At 53.4% G+C, this 17,120-nt stretch carries 14 protein-coding genes and 3 tRNA genes; 9 read left to right on the top strand and 8 right to left on the bottom strand.

Translation table 11 applies throughout. From position 1 onward, the window contains the following. Positions 1-89: 89 nt before the first annotated feature. Positions 90-3,185, top strand: a complete 3,096-nt coding sequence (gene ydiJ, locus BTJ39_RS04565) for a D-2-hydroxyglutarate dehydrogenase YdiJ (protein WP_078001493.1) — start codon at positions 90-92, stop codon at positions 3,183-3,185. Positions 3,186-3,198: 13 nt separating this feature from the next. Here ydiJ and BTJ39_RS04560 read toward each other — a convergent pair whose 3' ends face one another. Next, complete coding sequence (locus BTJ39_RS04560) at positions 3,199-3,594, bottom strand: hypothetical protein (protein ID WP_078001491.1); 396 nt, start codon at positions 3,592-3,594, stop codon at positions 3,199-3,201. A gap of 389 nt (positions 3,595-3,983) precedes the next feature. Between BTJ39_RS04560 and sufA the strand changes: the two genes are divergently transcribed. The 7 genes from sufA (at position 3,984) to BTJ39_RS04525 (ending at position 10,644) form a co-directional block, all read left to right on the top strand. Further along, on the top strand, positions 3,984-4,358 hold the full coding sequence (sufA, locus tag BTJ39_RS04555) for a Fe-S cluster assembly scaffold SufA (RefSeq protein WP_078001490.1): 375 nt from the start codon (positions 3,984-3,986) through the stop codon (positions 4,356-4,358). 5 nt (positions 4,359-4,363) lie between these two features. Continuing rightward, positions 4,364-5,866, top strand: coding sequence for a Fe-S cluster assembly protein SufB (sufB, locus tag BTJ39_RS04550; RefSeq protein WP_078001489.1), 1,503 nt, complete (start codon positions 4,364-4,366; stop codon positions 5,864-5,866). A 50-nt stretch (positions 5,867-5,916) separates the two neighbouring features. Continuing rightward, positions 5,917-6,663 carry a Fe-S cluster assembly ATPase SufC gene (gene sufC, locus BTJ39_RS04545; protein WP_078001488.1) on the top strand — a complete coding sequence of 249 codons (747 nt, stop codon included), beginning with the start codon at positions 5,917-5,919 and terminating at the stop codon, positions 6,661-6,663. Beyond that, the gene (gene sufD / locus BTJ39_RS04540; RefSeq protein WP_078001487.1) at positions 6,638-7,921 is read left to right on the top strand and encodes a Fe-S cluster assembly protein SufD; all 1,284 of its coding nucleotides are present in this window, start codon (positions 6,638-6,640) and stop codon (positions 7,919-7,921) included. Before sufC ends, sufD begins: the two co-directional genes overlap by 26 nt. After that, positions 7,918-9,141, top strand: a complete 1,224-nt coding sequence (gene sufS, locus BTJ39_RS04535) for a cysteine desulfurase SufS (RefSeq protein ID WP_078001486.1) — start codon at positions 7,918-7,920, stop codon at positions 9,139-9,141. The genes sufD and sufS overlap by 4 nt, the downstream gene beginning before the upstream one ends. 23 nt (positions 9,142-9,164) lie before the next feature. Continuing rightward, on the top strand, positions 9,165-9,590 hold the full coding sequence (sufE, locus tag BTJ39_RS04530) for a cysteine desulfuration protein SufE (protein ID WP_078001485.1): 426 nt from the start codon (positions 9,165-9,167) through the stop codon (positions 9,588-9,590). Positions 9,591-9,654: 64 nt separating this feature from the next. Continuing rightward, on the top strand, positions 9,655-10,644 hold the full coding sequence (locus BTJ39_RS04525) for a L,D-transpeptidase family protein (RefSeq protein WP_078001484.1): 990 nt from the start codon (positions 9,655-9,657) through the stop codon (positions 10,642-10,644). A gap of 61 nt (positions 10,645-10,705) precedes the next feature. On the opposite strand, the gene BTJ39_RS04520 is transcribed toward BTJ39_RS04525, so the two are convergent. From BTJ39_RS04520 to BTJ39_RS04495, 6 genes are all read right to left on the bottom strand, one after another. Next, the gene (locus tag BTJ39_RS04520) at positions 10,706-10,942 is read right to left on the bottom strand and encodes a major outer membrane lipoprotein (protein WP_013201929.1); all 237 of its coding nucleotides are present in this window, start codon (positions 10,940-10,942) and stop codon (positions 10,706-10,708) included. 306 nt (positions 10,943-11,248) lie between these two features. Next, positions 11,249-12,661, bottom strand: coding sequence for a pyruvate kinase PykF (gene pykF, locus BTJ39_RS04515; RefSeq protein ID WP_078001483.1), 1,413 nt, complete (start codon positions 12,659-12,661; stop codon positions 11,249-11,251). A gap of 369 nt (positions 12,662-13,030) precedes the next feature. Then, positions 13,031-13,107, bottom strand: a tRNA-Val gene (locus tag BTJ39_RS04510). 77 nt (positions 13,108-13,184) lie between these two features. Further along, positions 13,185-13,261, bottom strand: a tRNA-Val gene (locus tag BTJ39_RS04505). A gap of 2 nt (positions 13,262-13,263) precedes the next feature. Next, positions 13,264-13,340, bottom strand: a tRNA-Val gene (locus BTJ39_RS04500). A gap of 168 nt (positions 13,341-13,508) precedes the next feature. Then, positions 13,509-14,882 carry an MATE family efflux transporter gene (locus BTJ39_RS04495; protein ID WP_078001482.1) on the bottom strand — a complete coding sequence of 458 codons (1,374 nt, stop codon included), beginning with the start codon at positions 14,880-14,882 and terminating at the stop codon, positions 13,509-13,511. A 231-nt stretch (positions 14,883-15,113) separates the two neighbouring features. Between BTJ39_RS04495 and BTJ39_RS04490 the strand changes: the two genes are divergently transcribed. Next, a complete protein-coding gene (locus BTJ39_RS04490; RefSeq protein ID WP_078001481.1) occupies positions 15,114-15,749 on the top strand; it encodes a riboflavin synthase subunit alpha in 636 nt (211 codons plus the stop codon). A 65-nt stretch (positions 15,750-15,814) separates the two neighbouring features. Here the strand turns inward: BTJ39_RS04490 and cfa are convergent, their stop codons facing one another. Then, a complete protein-coding gene (gene cfa / locus BTJ39_RS04485; RefSeq protein WP_078001480.1) occupies positions 15,815-16,963 on the bottom strand; it encodes a cyclopropane fatty acyl phospholipid synthase in 1,149 nt (382 codons plus the stop codon). Positions 16,964-17,120 lie beyond the last annotated feature (157 nt).

Genomic DNA, 17,120 nt, shown 5'->3' with positions numbered 1-17,120 from the left:
CGGAAAAATATGATAAAAACAACACTCCGGCATAGCGAGTGCCGCAGATAAAGCCCTGGATTTCATCTAACCGAGTTGGTCACCTGATAATGATCCCACAGATTTCCCAGGCACCAGGCCTGATTCAACTGGTGCTGACATTTTTAGACACCCTGAAACAGCAAGGTTTTACCGGCGACAGCGCAACCAGCTATGCCGATCGTCTGGCGATGTCGACCGATAACAGCATTTATCAGCTGCTGCCGGATGCGGTCCTTTACCCTCGCTCGACGGCGGATGTGGCGCTAATTGCCCGTATCGCCGGTGAAGATCGCTTTAGTCAATTGGTTTTTACCCCGCGCGGCGGCGGTACCGGTACTAACGGGCAATCGCTTAATCAGGGGATGGTGATTGACATGTCGCGCTACATGAATCGCATCCTGGAGGTAAACCCGCAGGAAGGCTGGGTGAGAGTGGAAGCCGGGGTAGTAAAAGATCAGCTCAACGCCTGGCTCAGGCCCCATGGCTACTTCTTCTCTCCCGAACTGTCTACCAGCAACCGCGCGACGCTCGGCGGTATGATTAATACCGACGCGTCGGGCCAGGGCTCGCTGGTTTATGGTAAAACCTCCGATCACGTGCTGGGTCTGCGCGCGGTGCTGCTGGGCGGTGAAATCATTGATACGCGCGCGATGCCGGTGGCGCTGGCGGAAACCCTCGCCGCTGAAAATACCCCGGAAGGACGCATCTATAAAACCGTGCTGGAACGCTGTCGCGAGCAGCGCCAGCTGATAGTCGAAAAATTTCCCAAACTCAACCGTTTTCTTACCGGTTACGATCTGCGCCATGTCATCAGTGATGATTTACAGCAGGTGGACCTGACGCGCATCCTGTGCGGCGCAGAAGGCACCCTGGCGCTGATTACCGAAGCGCGGCTGAATATTACGCCGCTGCCAAAAGTGCGCAGACTGGTGAACATTAAATATGATTCATTTGACTCTGCGCTGCGTAACGCGCCGCTGATGGTGGAAGCCAACGCGCTTTCGGTAGAGACGGTCGACTCGAAGGTGCTGAATCTGGCACGTGAAGATATCGTCTGGCATTCGGTAAACGATCTGATAACCGACGTCGCTGATAAAACCATGCAGGGATTAAATATCGTTGAGTTTGCCGGTGACGATAGCGAGGCCATCGAAAAGCAGCTTGATTCGCTGTGTCAGAATCTGGATGGGCTGATGGCCGCACAGCAAGGCGGTATCATTGGTTATCAAGTTTGCGGCGATTTACAGGGAATTGAGCGTATTTATGCCATGCGTAAAAAGGCGGTGGGCTTATTAGGAAATGCCAAAGGCCGCGCCAAGCCGATCCCGTTTGTCGAGGACACCTGCGTTCCGCCTGAGCGCCTGGCGGATTATATTACCGAGTTCCGCGCGCTGCTGGATAGTCACAATCTGAGCTACGGCATGTTTGGCCACGTTGATGCCGGCGTACTGCACGTTCGCCCGGCGCTGGACATGTGCGATCCGCAGCAGGAAAAGCTGATGAAGACGCTGTCTGACGAGGTCGTTGCGTTGACGGCCCGCTACGGCGGATTGCTGTGGGGTGAGCACGGTAAGGGCTTTCGCGCCGAGTACAGCCCCGCGTTCTTTGGTGCGGAGTTGTATGATGAGTTACGCCGCATCAAAGCCGCCTTTGACCCGCAAAACCGCCTCAATCCGGGTAAAATTTGCCCGCCTTACGGCGTTGATGCGCCAATGAAAACTGTTGACTCTCCGACCCGTGGCAGCTTCGACCGCCAGATCCCGATTACCATACGTCATTCGTTTCGCGGCGCGCTGGAATGTAATGGCAACGGCCTGTGTTTTAATTTTGACGTCAACAGCCCGATGTGTCCGTCAATGAAAATTACCCGTAACCGTATCCACTCGCCAAAAGGTCGCGCTACGCTGACGCGAGAATGGCTGCGGCTGCTGGCGGAGCAGGGCGTCGATCCCCTTACGCTGGAAAAGCAGCTGTCGGAAAACCGTATCAGCCTGCGCGCGCTGATTCAGCGCACCCGTAACAGCTGGCATGCCCGCCGCGGGGAATATGACTTTTCCCATGAAGTCAAAGAGGCGATGTCTGGCTGCCTTGCCTGCAAAGCCTGCTCCACGCAATGTCCGATTAAGATTGATGTTCCTGACTTTCGATCGCGCTTTTTGCAGCTTTACCACACGCGCTACCTGCGTCCGGCCAGCGACTATCTGGTGGCCAGCGTTGAAAGTTACGCGCCGCTAATGGCAAAAGCGCCGAAAACCTTTAACTTCTTTCTGCGCCAGCCGTGGATGCGTGAGCTGAGCCGTCAGCATATTGGCATGGTTGACCTGCCGCTGCTCTCCTCGCCAACGCTAAAACAGCAGCTGGTTGGCCAGCGTAATGTCACCATGACCCTTGAACAGCTGGAAGGATTGAATAGCGAGGCGCGCGCGAATACCGTGCTGGTGGTTCAGGACGCCTTCACCAGCTACTATGAGGCGCAGCTGGTGGCGGATTTTGTCCAACTGATTTCCCGACTGGGCTATCAGCCGGTGGTGTTGCCGTTCTCGCCCAACGGTAAGGCTCAGCATGTGAAAGGCTTTCTGCAACGCTTTGCCCGCACCGCGAAAAAAACCGCTGATTTTCTCAATCGCGTCGCCCGGCTGGGGATGCCGATGGTCGGGGTTGATGCGGCACTGGTGCTATGCTATCGCGACGAATATCGTCAGCTGCTGGGAGATAAGCGCGGCGACTTTCACGTTTTGCTGGTACACGAATGGCTCCATCAGGCGCTGGCCGGGCGCGAGGCGCCGCCTGCTGGCGGCGAAGCCTGGTATTTGTTCGGTCATTGTACCGAGGTGACGGCGCTACCGTCTGCGCCGCAGCAGTGGCAAGGCATCTTTGCCCGCTTTGGCGCCACGCTGAAGAATATTAGCACCGGCTGCTGCGGCATGGCGGGAACCTACGGTCATGAAGTTGCTAACCATGAAAATTCGCTGGCTATTTTCGAGCAGTCATGGCATCCGGCGCTGGAGAAACTGCCGCGACAACGCTGTCTGGCAACCGGTTATTCCTGCCGTAGTCAGGTAAAACGCTTTGAGGGCAGCGGGGTGCGCCATCCGCTGCAAGCGCTGCTGGAACTGATGCCGGAGCGGGCCGTCTCGCGACAGCATGATGCAGCAGAAACGTAAGCGATGGCAGTGTTCACCAGGCGTATTTCACAAACTCCGTTTGCAAGGCGCTGGCCTTTTGCCACTCGCCGTTAACCGCCAGCTGGTGGCATAAGCGCGTCAAAGAATGACGCGCCAGCTGCCAGGCCTGCATGCGAAACAGCTTATCGCGGCGGTCGTTGCTCACCTCGGTCAGCAGGCGCTGGTGCAAACGGCTAAGCGCATGAAGATAGCTCTGGTCGTCGCCATTCATTTGGCATAGCTCGGCCATGTTCATGCAGGTATCATTAAAACTGCGCAGCTGATCAAGATTACATTCCGTACGATTAAGCTTGGCCTGAGCCATATAGAAATCTACGGTAAGATCGCGCACACGAAATTTATATTGGTCAATTTGGTGCTGAAGCCAGGCGTTAATAGATTGCGACATCGTTAACAGCTACCCTCCACGGTAATGATAATTATTATCATATACACCCGTGGCAAATTATCAATATGGTCGCCGCATTTAACCAAATATGCTGTCTGTTGCAAAAATCGGTAAAACCAATCTTTCCGGACGAAAATAATGTTTCCGCCGGCGCCAGGCCGCGTCTTGTCGGCAGGCCTTAAAAAATGTCTTTAAGAAACAGCTGGATAGTTGCGACAAATATTAAAATTTCTCGCCGGCGCAAGGGGGCAGAAAGGGTCTAAACTTAGTCAATAACTGCGGAAAAAGGGCCATTTCATATTATCCCTGCAAAACAAGAGGTTGAAGTGGTTATTGTTATCACTACCATAGAGGTAAAAGCGCAGGGCTACCGCATAGTGAGGTAATTTATGCAATCTGTAAATCCCGCATCATTTTCACCGGAAGATTTCGTCTGGAAAGGACTAACCATCACCGACGGAGCTGCAAGGCAAATCCTGACTCTGACCGCTAGCGACCCGGAAGTGAAGGGGCTGAAGCTAGGCGTTAAGCAGTCCGGCTGCGCCGGATTTGGTTACACCATGGATTTGGTTAAAGAGCCCGCCAGTGACGACCTGGTTTTTTCTCACCAGGGGGCTTATTTGTATGTGCCGCTGCAGGCCATGCCTTTTATTGACGGTACCGAAGTGGATTATGTCCGCGAAGGGCTGAACCAGGTGTTTAAATTTAATAATCCTAAAGCGCAGCACGCCTGTGGGTGTGGTGAAAGCTTTGGCATTGAGTGATTCTTATGTCTCGTAACAGCGATACCTCAGCATCTGAAGAGGTACATATCTGGGAAGGCGGTCCGCAAAAGTATAAAGAGGGCTTCTTTACTCAACTGCAAACTGATGAGCTGGAACATGGTATTAGCGAAGATGTCGTGCGTGCCATTTCCGCCAAGCGCAACGAGCCAGAATGGATGCTGGAGTTTCGCCTTAAGGCCTATAAAGCCTGGCTGCAAATGGAAGAGCCGCACTGGCTGAAAGCCCATTACGAATCTCTGAACTATCAGGACTACAGCTATTATTCAGCGCCGTCGTGCGGCGTCTGTAATGACAGCTGCGCTTCTGAACCGGGGGCCACCCAGACTTCCGGCGCTCAGCCTGCCAGTAACTTCCTCACTCAGGAAGTCGAAAAAGCCTTTGATCAGCTCGGCGTTCCGGTGCGTGAAGGTCGGGAAGTGGCGGTCGACGCCATTTTTGATTCGGTATCCGTTGCCACCACCTATCGTCATAAGCTGGCGGAACAGGGCATTATTTTTTGCTCGTTCGGCGAGGCGATTCAGGAGCATCCGGAGCTGGTAAAACAGTATCTCGGCACCGTGGTGCCTCATAACGACAATTTCTTTGCTGCGCTTAATTCGGCGGTGGCGTCGGACGGGACCTTTGTTTATATCCCGAAAGGCGTGCGCTGCCCGATGGAGCTATCCACCTATTTCCGTATTAATGCCGCTAAAACCGGCCAGTTCGAACGCACCATCCTGATTGCCGACGAAGATAGCTACGTCAGCTATATTGAAGGGTGCTCGGCGCCGGTGCGTGATACCTATCAGCTGCACGCTGCGGTGGTGGAAGTTATCATCCACAAAAACGCCGAAGTGAAGTATTCCACGGTGCAGAATTGGTTCCCTGGCGGCGAAGGCGAGGGCGGGATCCTGAACTTTGTTACCAAGCGCGCGCTCTGTGAAGGGGAAAACAGCAAGATGTCCTGGACGCAGTCGGAAACCGGCTCGGCCATCACCTGGAAATACCCCAGCTGCATCCTGCGCGGCGATAACTCGGTCGGTGAGTTCTTTTCCGTTGCATTGACCAGCGGACGCCAGCAGGCGGACACCGGAACCAAGATGATCCATATTGGTAAAAATACCAAATCGACCATTATTTCTAAGGGGATCTCCGCCGGTAAAAGTCAGAACACCTATCGCGGGCTGGTGAAGATTATGCCGACAGCAACCAACGCGCGTAACTTTACGCAGTGCGACTCGATGCTCATCGGGCCAGATTGCGGCGCGCACACCTTCCCTTACGTAGAGGCGCGCAACAATAGCGCTCAGCTGGAGCATGAAGCAACCACCTCGCGTATTGGCGAAGATCAGCTGTTTTATTGCCTGCAGCGCGGCATCAGCGAAGATGATGCCATCTCAATGATTGTAAATGGTTTTTGTAAAGACGTATTTTCTGAACTGCCGCTCGAATTCGCCGTTGAAGCGCAAAAATTGCTGGCAATCAGTCTGGAACACAGCGTTGGTTAAAGCGCCTGCGAATTTTCACCGGTGCCGGAAGGCATCGCCAAGGAAAAACTATGTTAAGTATTAAAGATTTACAGGTAAATATTGAAGATAAAGCTATTTTGCGCGGGCTCGATCTGGAAGTAAAAGCCGGTGAAGTACACGCCATCATGGGGCCAAATGGTTCCGGAAAAAGTACCTTATCCGCCACTCTCGCCGGACGTGAAGAGTATGAGGTTGCCGGCGGCAGCGTCAGCTTCAAAGGCAAAGATTTGCTGGAACTGGACCCGGAAGATCGCGCCGGCGAAGGTATCTTTATGGCATTTCAGTATCCGGTGGAAATCCCGGGCGTCAGCAATCAGTTTTTCCTGCAAACAGCGGTGAATGCCGTCAGAAAATACCGTGAACAGCCGGTACTTGACCGTTTTGATTTCCAGGATTTTATCGAAGATAAAATTCAACTGTTAAAGATGCCGGAGGATTTGCTGACGCGTTCGGTGAACGTTGGCTTTTCCGGTGGTGAAAAGAAGCGTAACGACATTCTGCAAATGGCGGCGCTGGAGCCCGATCTGTGCATTCTTGATGAGACCGATTCCGGTCTGGATATTGACGCGTTAAAAATCGTGGCCAATGGCGTTAACTCGCTGCGCGACGGCAAGCGCGCCTTTATCATCGTTACCCACTATCAGCGCATTCTCGACTACATTAAGCCGGATTTTGTGCATGTGCTCTATCAGGGGAAAATCGTTAAATCTGGCGATTTTTCGCTGGTGAAACAGCTGGAGGAGCAGGGCTATGGCTGGCTTACAGACGAAGAATAACGATAACGCGCTGCAGCAATGGCATCATTTATTTGAAAGCCGTGGCGACCAGCGTTCAATGCAGGCGCAGCAGCACTGGCAGCAGGTTTTACGCCTCGGTTTGCCGACGCGCAAACACGAAAACTGGCGCTATACGCCGCTGGATGGGCTGCTTGGCGAACGTTTTGCGCTGCCTGAGTCCCATACGCGCCTCAATGCGCTCGATCTGGCGCCGCTGGCGTTGGACATCGACGCCGTGCGACTGGTCTTCGTTGACGGTCGCTTCGATGCTGAGTTGAGCGACAAAGATTACGATTTATTCCAGGTTGAAATTCAGCAGGCGGCCCAGCGGCGTGAGCTTGACGCGCCAATACAGCCTGAAGTGTTCCTGCACCTGACGGAAAGTCTGGCTGAGGAAGTTACCACGCTGCGGCTGGCGCGCGGTAAAAGCGCGGCGCGACCGCTATATCTGCTGAACATCAGCAGCGGCCGCAGCGGTGCGATGAACACCGTTCACTACCGGCATCATCTGGAGCTGGAAGCGGGCGCCGAAGCTACGCTGATCGAACATTACGTCAGCCTGAATGATAGCGGCCATTTTAGCGGAGCGCGCTCAACGTTTCGCGTCGGCGATAACGCCAGGCTCCACCACTACAAGCTGGGTTTTGAAACCGCCGCCAGCTATCACTTTGCCCACAACGATATTCGTATCGGCCGCGATGCGTGGGTCGCCAGTCATAGCTTCTTACTCGGCGCAGGCCTGTCGCGCCATAATACCAGCGTGCAGCTGAACGGGGAGAACAGCGAACTGCTGCTCAACAGTCTGGTGTTGCCGGTAGATAAAGAAGTGTGCGATACCCGCAGCTATCTGGAGCACAATAAGGGCTACTGTCTTAGCCGCCAGCTGCATAAAACCATCGTGCGCGATCGCGCCAAAGCGGTGTTCAACGGGAAAATTACCGTTGCACAGCATGCGTTGAAAACTGACGGTCAGATGACCAACAATAATTTATTGCTGGGCCGTCTGGCAGAGGTTGATACCAAACCGCAGCTGGAAATCTATGCTGATGACGTGAAGTGCAGCCACGGCGCAACGATTGGCCGCATTGACGATGAGCAGATGTTTTATCTGCGCTCGCGCGGTATTGACGAGCAGGCAGCGCAGCGCATGATTATTTACGCCTTCGCTGCTGAACTGACGGAAGCCATCAGCGACAGTACCCTGAAAGAAACGGTGTTAGAGCGCATTGCGCTGCGCTTTCCGGGAGGTCTTGAATGAGTTTTGATGTCCGCCGCGTCAGGGCGGATTTTCCGGTGCTGGCGCGCGAAGTAAATGGTCGCCAGCTTGCTTATCTCGATAGCGCGGCCAGCGCGCAAAAGCCGCTGAGCGTTATCGAGGCGGAAAGCCATTTCTATCGGCATGGCTATGCGGCGGTGCATCGCGGTATTCATACCCTGAGCGCTGAGGCAACCACGGAAATGGAAGAGGTCCGTCATCAGGTTGCGCGCTTTATTCATGCCGCATCGCCGGAAGAAATCGTCTTTGTGCGCGGCACCACCGAAGGGATTAACCTGGTTGCCAATAGCTGGGGGCAAAGCCAGATTAAAGCCGGTGACAATCTGATTATTACCGAGATGGAACATCATGCGAATATCGTGCCCTGGCAGCTGTTGGCGCAGCGCACGGGGGCTGAGCTGCGCTTTATACCTATTACCGACGAAGGTCGGTTAGATGTTGCTAAGCTCGATACGCTGATTGACGCCCGCACCCGCCTGCTGGCGTTAACTCAGGTCTCTAACGTGCTCGGTACGGTGAATCCGCTAAAAGAACTGATTGCGAAGGCGCGTGCCGCCGGGGTGACTACCTTAGTTGATGGTGCTCAGGCGGTCATGCACCAGGCGGTAGACGTCCAGGATCTGGGCTGCGATTTTTACCTGTTCTCCGGCCATAAAATTTACGGCCCGACTGGCATCGGCGTGCTGTACGGCCGTAAAGCATTACTGGATGACATGCCTCCCTGGGAAGGCGGCGGGTCGATGATAAAAAGCGTCAGCCTGACCAGCGGCACCACCTGGAATTCGGCGCCCTGGCGCTTTGAGGCCGGCTCGCCGCATACCGGCGGCATTATTGGTCTCGGCGCCGCGCTTAGCTATGTCAGCGAGCTGGGTATCGACAACATCCATGCCTATGAACAGCAGCTGATGCGCTATGCGCAGGACAAGCTGGCATCGGTGCCTGATTTGATAACCTACGGCCCGCACGATCGCGCCGGCGTGATTTCATTCAATCTGGGTAAACATCACGCCTACGATGTCGGTAGCTTCCTTGACCAGTACGGCATCGCCATTCGCACCGGCCATCATTGCGCCATGCCGCTGATGAGCCGCTTTGGCGTTCCCGCCATGTGCCGGGCCAGTTTTACCATGTATAATACCGAGGAAGAAGCCGACCGACTGGCGGGCGGCCTGATACGTATACACCGTCTGCTCGGTGGGTAATACCGGGCAGGCAGGAGGAGTAAATGGCAACGTTGCCAGATAAAGATAAATTAGTGCGCAACTTTAATCGCTGCGCAAACTGGGAAGAGAAGTATCTTTACATCATTGAATTAGGCGCCGCATTGCCAGAATTATCTGATTCTTTGCATCAGCCTGAAAATGCGATATCCGGCTGCCAGAGTCAGGTCTGGTTGCACCTTGTCCAGGATCAGAATGGGAAAGTTGTTCTGCAGGGGGATAGCGATGCGGCAATAGTTAAGGGATTGATTGCCGTCGTATTTATTTTATATCAGCAGCTGACCCCCGCCCAGATCGTTGCCTTTGATGTGCGTCCCTGGTTTGAGCAACTGGCGCTGACGCAGCATCTGACGCCGTCACGTACCCAGGGTCTCGAGGCGATGATCCGGGCAATTCGTCACAAGGCAGAAAGCCTTTCTAAGCTAAACTAGCGCAAGCTGTCAGCGCTTCGCTGACAGTCTTTCTGTTACTTCTGCCATTTACAGGGAGTGCTGTATGACTACCACGCGTCGTCTGCTGGCGATTGCTGCTCTGGCCGTAACCGGCTGGGCGCAGCAGGCTGCTGCAACCGAATATCCATTGCCCCCCGCTGACAGCCGCCTGATAGGCGAGAATGTGACGACGGTAGTGCCGGATAATAAACGACCGCTCGAAGATATCGCCGCACGCTATAAAGTGGGGTTGCTGGGCATGCTTGAAGCAAATCCAGGCACCGATCCCTGGCTGCCGAAAGCGGGCTCAGAACTGACCATACCGCAGCAGATGCTGCTACCCGATACCAAGCGTGAAGGTATCGTGGTGAATATTGCCGAGCTGCGGCTGTATTATTATCCCAAAGGTGAAGATAAAGTCATTGTTTACCCGATCGGTATTGGTCAGCAGGGCGCCATCACGCCCAGCACGGTAACCAGCATCAGTCAGAAAATCCCTAATCCCACCTGGACGCCCACGCCAAACATCCGTAAGCGCTATGCGGAGAAGGGCATTAAGCTGCCTGGCGTCATCCCTGCCGGGCCGGATAATCCGATGGGGCTGTATGCAATGCGGCTGGCATACGGGAAGGGACATTATTTGATTCACGGTACCAATGCGGATTTCGGTATCGGTATGCGCGTGAGTTCCGGCTGCATCCGTCTGCGACCCGATGATATTCAGACGCTGTTTAACAACGTGCCGGAAGGCACCCGGGTTCAGGTAATCAATCAGCCGGTCAAGTATGCGGTAGAACCAGACGGTAAACGCTATATCGAGGTACACCAGCCGCTGTCGCGCTATGAAGGTGAAGATCCGCAAACCAAGGCCATTCCATTAACCGTGGCGCTAAAACGCTTTATGAACAGCAAAGAGAGCGATAAGGCTGTAATCAAAGAAGCCCTTAGCCGTCGTTCTGGCATGCCGGTGTTAGCTAATGCAGGCACGCCCGCGCCGCAGGTGATGCCGCCGCAGCAGGTCAACAACGCCGCAGACACCGCTCCTCAGTCCTGAGTGGTTTTATCAGGACAAAAAAAATGGCGCACAGTGTGCGCCATTTTTCTTACAGGAACTCTTACTTACGGTAAGAGTGAGCCTGGTTGTCCAGACGCTGGTTAGCGCGAGCTGCGTCATCTTTAGCAGCCTGAACGTCAGAACGCATTGCGTTCACGTCGTTGCTCAGCTGGTCAACTTTGGCGTTCAGAGTCTGAACGTCAGTAGACAGCTGGTCGATTTTAGCGTTGCTTGAGCAACCAGCCAGCAGAGTTGAACCCAGAATTACCGCGCCCAGTACCAGTTTAGTACGATTCATTATTTATACCCTCTAGATTGAGTTAATCTCCATGTAGCGTTACAAGTATTACACAAACTTTTTTGCGATGAGAATAAATTTTTGCTGATAACACGCTTAAATTTGATCGTTCGCTCAAAGAAACGGCTGTGAGCCACTATTAAGCAAAAAAAATAGAGAAAACAGGTAGCTTTAATCGGACCAATCTTAATAAGTGGCAGAGTTGAATAGTTAAATCCGATTGGCTTTTTCGGCAATCTTAATTATGGCTTTTACCAAAAAAAAGCGCCCAGGGGGCGCTTTTGCATTTCAGAGGCTGAACTTCGATTAAAGCGCGTGAACGGATGCGGTATTGGTGGTTCCACTTGGCACCAGCGCACCAGAAACCATCACCACCACGTCGCCTTTTTGCGCGTAGCCGCTTTTCAGCGCCGCTTCTTTGCCCAGACGGTAGAAATCATCCGTGGAGGCGATTTCGCTAACCAGGGTGGTTTCTACGCCTTTGGTCAGCAGCAGCTGGCGTGCAGTCAGTTCATTCGTCGTCAGGGCGAGAATGGTAGCGTGCGGGAAATATTTACGCACTGACTTGGCTGATTTGCCGCCTTCGGTTGCCACCACGATCAGTGGCGCTTCAAGGTTTTCGGCGGTTTCTACCGCGCCGCGACACACTGCCTCGGTGATGCGCATTCTGTGCTGCGGATCTTTAATTTCGATACGGCTTTTCATTACCGGATCGGTACGCTCGCAAATGGTGGCCATAATGCTTACCGCTTCCAGCGGATACTTACCTTTGGCGCTCTCGCCAGACAGCATCACCGCATCGGTACCGTCGAGGATGGCATTAGCCACGTCGCCAGCTTCAGCGCGGGTAGGGCGCGGGTTTTTAATCATGGAGTCCAGCATTTGGGTGGCGGTAATCACCACTTTACGTGCTTTGTTGCACTTCTTGATCATCATTTTCTGAGCGAAGATAACTTCTTCAACCGGGATCTCTACGCCGAGGTCGCCGCGGGCAACCATGATGCCATCAGAGGCTTCCAGAATCTCATCGAAGTTGTTGAGACCTTCCTGATTCTCGATCTTGGAGATAATTTGAATGTGCTCGCCGCCATGGGCTTTAAGATGCTCGCGGATTTCCAGTACGTCGGAACGCTTACGAATAAACGATGCCGCCACAAAATCGACGCCCTGTTCGCAGCCGAAGATCAGGTCACGCTTATCTTTCTCCGCCAGCGCCGGCAGCTGGATTGAAACGCCAGGCAGGTTAACCCCTTTATTTTCGCCGAGGTCGCCGCCGTTGAGAACGCGGCATACCACGGTTTGCTCTGTCACCTTGATGACTTCCATGCCGATAAGGCCGTCATCAACCAGCACGGTATTGCCAACGCTCAAGTCGCTGGTAAAGCCTGCGTAGGTCACCGCAACGCGTTCAGCATTGCCGATGACGCTTTGATCGGTAGTAAACGTGAAGGTCTGGCCAGCTTGTAACGTTACGTCACTGCCGCCTTCCAGCTTGGTAGTGCGGATTTCCGGACCTTTGGTATCAAGCAGGATTGCCGCCTGACGGCCGGTTTTACTGACCACGTTGCGCAGGTTGGCGATACGACGTCCGTGTTCTTCATAATCACCGTGGGAAAAATTAAGACGCATGACGTTCATGCCCGCATCCAGCAGGTTAGTCAGCATCTCTTCAGACTCGGTTTTTGGGCCGATAGTACAAACGATCTTGGTCTTTTTCATGACGAGTTTTCTGTAAGTTGTGATGAATGATTAGCGTTTTTTCCTCCAGCCGCAGGCTGGAAGAGGAATTGGGTGCCCGGCAACAGGCAACGATACAGCTTTAAGAATAGGAGATAGCGATTGAATATGCAGCGGAAGTTGTGACAAGGGTTTACAGCAGGCCATTGCGCGATTGCGCAAGCAGAAAAGGGCATAAATCCTGGCTCTTCCATACGCTGAAACCATTCAAGTCGCTCAAAGGCGGCCATTATAATCGCGAAGCGCTGGAAAACCAATTAAAAAGCGGACGGCAAAAGGCGGCTGCCAAAGGTCAATGTTCTTGTTGCGCAAAGGGTTCAGGGTAAATGCTACAGGGGGGATAACAGGGAGTGGTGCGTTCTAGAGGACTCGAACCTCCGACCCCCACCATGTCAAGGTGGTGCTCTAACCAACTGAGCTAAGAACGCAAAAATCTCGGCCTCTTTTACGCCATCAGGGCGTTGGCTGCCCTCGCAAACGATGGTCACATACTGGTGTATGCTTTTGGTGCGTCCGAGTGGACTCGAACCACCGACCCCCACCATGTCAAGGTGGTGCTCTAACCAACTGAGCTACGGACGCACTGGTGCGTTCTAGAGGACTCGAACCTCCGACCCCCACCATGTCAAGGTGGTGCTCTAACCAACTGAGCTAAGAACGCGCGCTTTATTGCGGGTGATTTTAAAAAAAATCAGCAGGCTGACAGCGGGGACGAATATTAGCGGCAGGCTGAACGGCTGGCAAGGGGAAAGCGATAAATTTCTGTGTAACTGCTGCGCATCTGTGCAGAGCGCAGCAATTTTAAGCGTTCTTGTGGTGTATTGGCATATCAGCGTGCGGCGCGTCCCAGAATTCGTTCGACTGGCTGGCGCTGAAGCCGGTTAATGCGCCATAGCATCATTATGGCCGATGAGGTCAGGCCGATAATAAAGCCGCACCAGAAGCCAGCCGGTCCCATCGCCGGTACCAGCCAGTCGGTCAGAGCCAGTATGCAGCCGCTGGGCAGTCCGAGGCACCAGTACGCGACCAGGGTAATAAAGAATATCGCCCGGGTATCTTTATAGCCGCGCAGCACGCCGCTGCCAATCACCTGGATAGAGTCGGATATCTGATATATAGCAGCCAGAAACATCAGCTGAGCGGCCAGGGCCACAACCGCCGGACTATCGTTGTATAGCAGCGCAATATGTTCACGGAAGGTAACGGTGAACAGCGCGGTACAACAAGCCATCAATACGCCGACAATCTGCGCCGCCCAGGCGGCGGTATGCGCTTCCTCCGTTGATCCCTGACCCAAACGATAGCCGACGCGGATGGTGGCTGCTACGCCCAGCGAGAGGGGGACAACAAACATCAGCGAGCTAAAGTTCAGGGCGATCTGGTGTCCGGCAACCTCAACAATTCCCATCGGCGAGACCAGCAGCGCAACGACGGCAAACAGGGTTACCTCAAAAAACAGCGCCAGCGCCACGGGAAGCCCTAAAAAGAATAACCGCTTAAGAACCTGCCAGTCGGGTCCGGCAACCGGCGTCGCCTGATGAATATCGCGCAGGAACGCCGCGCGACGACACCACGCTTTCATGAAGATGAACATAACCCAGTAAACCGATGCGGTGGCGACACCGCAGCCCACGCCGCCCATTGCCGGCATGCCAAAGTGACCATAAATAAAAACGTAGTTAACCGGAATATTAACCAGTAAGCCGAGAAAGCCCAGCACCATGCCCGGCTTGGTTTTTGATAAGCCTTCACACTGGTTACGCGCGACCTGGAAAAACAGGTAGCCGGGCGCGCCCCAGAGCAACGCACGCAGATAGCGCACTGCTTTATCTGCCAGCTCGGCATTAATATTGTGCATGGCGTGGATAACGAAGCCGGCATTGAACAGCACCACCATCACCACAATGGAAACCATGCCTGCCATCCAGTACGCCTGGCGCACCTGGTGGGCAATATGCTGACGTCTGCCGGCACCGTTAAGCTGGGCGACGACCGGCGTTAGCGCCAGTATCAGACCATGACCGAACAGAATTGATGGTAGCCAGATTGACGTACCTACCGCAACGGCGGCCATATCGGTGGCGCTAACCGCTCCCGCCATAATGGTATCGACAAAGCCCATTGCGGTTTGCGCCACCTGGGCGAATATGACAGGGATCGCCAATGCTAATAATTGACGCGCCTCGACGAAATACTTCTGCACGGATACACCTTTATACGTTTTATATCCTTGAAGGGAGAGGCCGCGGCTGAATCCGGTTACGGAATAGCCAAGGCTCAGGCGGCATAGTGTAGATTGAGCCAGTGATTTAGCCAACCTTATAAATAATAAATAGCTTTTTCTATCACGCGTATTGTGCCGCTGCATTTGCCGGGCAGAGAGCAGAGTGGCAAACTAACCGCAGAAGGTTATTCAATCCAGAGGTTAAAGTATATGTTTACGGGTATTGTTCAGGGCACCGCCGAGGTGCTTGCGATTGATGAAAAACCCAACTTTCGTACTCATATTGTCAGATTACCGCAGGCGCTGTTGCCCGGCCTGGAAACCGGCGCCTCCGTCGCCCATAACGGTTGCTGCCTGACGGTCACCGCCATTGAAGATGACAACGTGAGTTTTGACTTAATTAAAGAGACGTTGCGCATTACCAACCTTGGCGAGCTTAAGCCGGGCGATAAGGTCAATGTTGAGCGGGCTGCAAAATTCAGCGATGAGATCGGCGGTCATTTAATGTCGGGTCACATCATGACTAAAGCGGCAGTCGGTCGCATCGTTCAGTCAGAAAATAATCGTGAAATCTGGTTCAAACCTGAAGATGCCAGCCTGATGAAGTATATTTTGCATAAGGGGTTTGTAGGGATTGATGGCATTAGCCTCACCGTTGGCGATGTCACGGCCACGAAGTTTTGCGTTCACCTGATTCCGGAAACCCTTGAGCGTACCACCCTCGGCGCTAAGCGCCTTGGGCAATACGTCAATATTGAAATCGATCCTCATACCCAGGCGATCGTTGATACCGTCGAGCGGGTTCTGGCGCAGCGCGAGCAAATTAATATCTCAACTGAGAACTAGCCGATTAGCGGTTGCTTAAACAAAATAAAAAAAGCGGGAAACCCCGCTTTTTTATTTGTCTGATACTAATGTGGAACCCGCAGACCGCCTTCGGCACCCCGGCTAAATACCACCTGCCAGAGCTGAATATCCCGGGCGCGAAATGCGCCAGCGCAGCAGTTAAGATAATAAGTAAACATCCGCTTAAAGCGGGCGCCATACTTTTGTTCCAGCTGCGGCCAGGCTTGCAAAAAGCGCTGGTACCATGACATTAGCGTGGTGTCGTAGTCTGCGCCGAAATTGTGCCAGTCTTCCATAATAAAATGCGGCTCGGATGCGTTGGCGATATGGCGCACCGACGGCAGGCAGCCATTGGGGAATATGTATTTATCGATCCAGGGGTCGACATTGTCATCGGTTCTGTTGGCGCCGATGGTATGCAGCAGGAACAGTCCGTCGGGCTTGAGGTTGCGCGCGACCACATTAAAATAGGTGGCATAGTTCTTTGGGCCGACATGTTCAAACATCCCGACGGAAACGATGCGATCAAACTGCTCGTTAAGGTCGCGATAATCTTGCAGCAAAATAGTCACCTCAAGGCCTTCACAGCGCTGCTGAGCAAGCTTTTGCTGTTCGGCAGAAATGGTAACGCCAGTGACTTTGACGCCGAAGTTACGCGCGGCGTATTCCGCCAGACCACCCCAGCCGCAGCCGATATCCAGCAGCGTCATTCCCGGCTGGAGCTGCAGCTTGTTACAAATCATATCGAGCTTGTTATTCTGCGCCTCCTCCAGCGTTTGCGCTTCTTTCCAGTAGCCGCAGGAGTATTGCATATGACGATCGAGCATCAGCGTAAACAGATCGTTGCCCAAATCATAATGTTCCTTGCCCACAATCCAGGCGCGTCGCCGGGACTGGAGATTTAGCAGGCGGGTACTGGCAACGCGAAGCGTATCGCGTAAATGATGCGGAAGCTGCTTATCTAAGTGTACTTTGAGTGCGCGGTGGAAAAACATATCAGGGCGTTCACAATCCCACCATCCGTCCATGTAAGCTTCCCCTAAACCCAGCGAGCCTTCCTGAATAACGCGTTTAAACAGGTCTGGATTTTTAACTTGAATATCCCAGGGATGAGAGCCGTTAATTTCAATATCGGCTTTCTCAAGCAGTTCCTGAATTATTCTGTACCAATGGTTGTCCTGTAAGCTCACTTCTTCTATGCACGATGAACTCATAACCTCTCCATCACCCTATGGACGAAACCTGAAAAATTGGTTAATCGTTCAGGTCAATTAAGAATAATCACGTGAAATCCGTGCGCCTGAAATCCGACGTAAACAGAGGATTGATCCATAAATTCCGGCAGGGTACGTAACGAACGTTACGTTGAGT

Source organism: Izhakiella australiensis (assembly GCF_002006995.1).
Classification (GTDB): domain Bacteria; phylum Pseudomonadota; class Gammaproteobacteria; order Enterobacterales; family Enterobacteriaceae; genus Izhakiella; species Izhakiella australiensis.
Note: the sequence above shows the minus strand (reverse complement) of the source record. Positions and strands in the feature narration are given on the sequence as shown.

Excerpts from the sequence above, each read along its gene's own strand:
- sufE (WP_078001485.1), top strand. The coding sequence starts at position 9,165 with ATGGCAACGTTGCCAGATAAAGATAAATTAGTGCGCAACTTTAATCGC.
- ydiJ (WP_078001493.1), top strand. The coding sequence starts at position 90 with ATGATCCCACAGATTTCCCAGGCACCAGGCCTGATTCAACTGGTGCTG.
- sufB (WP_078001489.1), top strand. The coding sequence starts at position 4,364 with ATGTCTCGTAACAGCGATACCTCAGCATCTGAAGAGGTACATATCTGG.
- BTJ39_RS04560 (WP_078001491.1), bottom strand. The coding sequence starts at position 3,594 with ATGTCGCAATCTATTAACGCCTGGCTTCAGCACCAAATTGACCAATAT.
- sufD (WP_078001487.1), top strand. The coding sequence starts at position 6,638 with ATGGCTGGCTTACAGACGAAGAATAACGATAACGCGCTGCAGCAATGG.
- sufC (WP_078001488.1), top strand. The coding sequence starts at position 5,917 with ATGTTAAGTATTAAAGATTTACAGGTAAATATTGAAGATAAAGCTATT.
- pykF (WP_078001483.1), bottom strand. The coding sequence starts at position 12,661 with ATGAAAAAGACCAAGATCGTTTGTACTATCGGCCCAAAAACCGAGTCT.
- sufS (WP_078001486.1), top strand. The coding sequence starts at position 7,918 with ATGAGTTTTGATGTCCGCCGCGTCAGGGCGGATTTTCCGGTGCTGGCG.
- BTJ39_RS04520 (WP_013201929.1), bottom strand. The coding sequence starts at position 10,942 with ATGAATCGTACTAAACTGGTACTGGGCGCGGTAATTCTGGGTTCAACT.
- sufA (WP_078001490.1), top strand. The coding sequence starts at position 3,984 with ATGCAATCTGTAAATCCCGCATCATTTTCACCGGAAGATTTCGTCTGG.
- BTJ39_RS04525 (WP_078001484.1), top strand. The coding sequence starts at position 9,655 with ATGACTACCACGCGTCGTCTGCTGGCGATTGCTGCTCTGGCCGTAACC.
- BTJ39_RS04490 (WP_078001481.1), top strand. The coding sequence starts at position 15,114 with ATGTTTACGGGTATTGTTCAGGGCACCGCCGAGGTGCTTGCGATTGAT.
- cfa (WP_078001480.1), bottom strand. The coding sequence starts at position 16,963 with ATGAGTTCATCGTGCATAGAAGAAGTGAGCTTACAGGACAACCATTGG.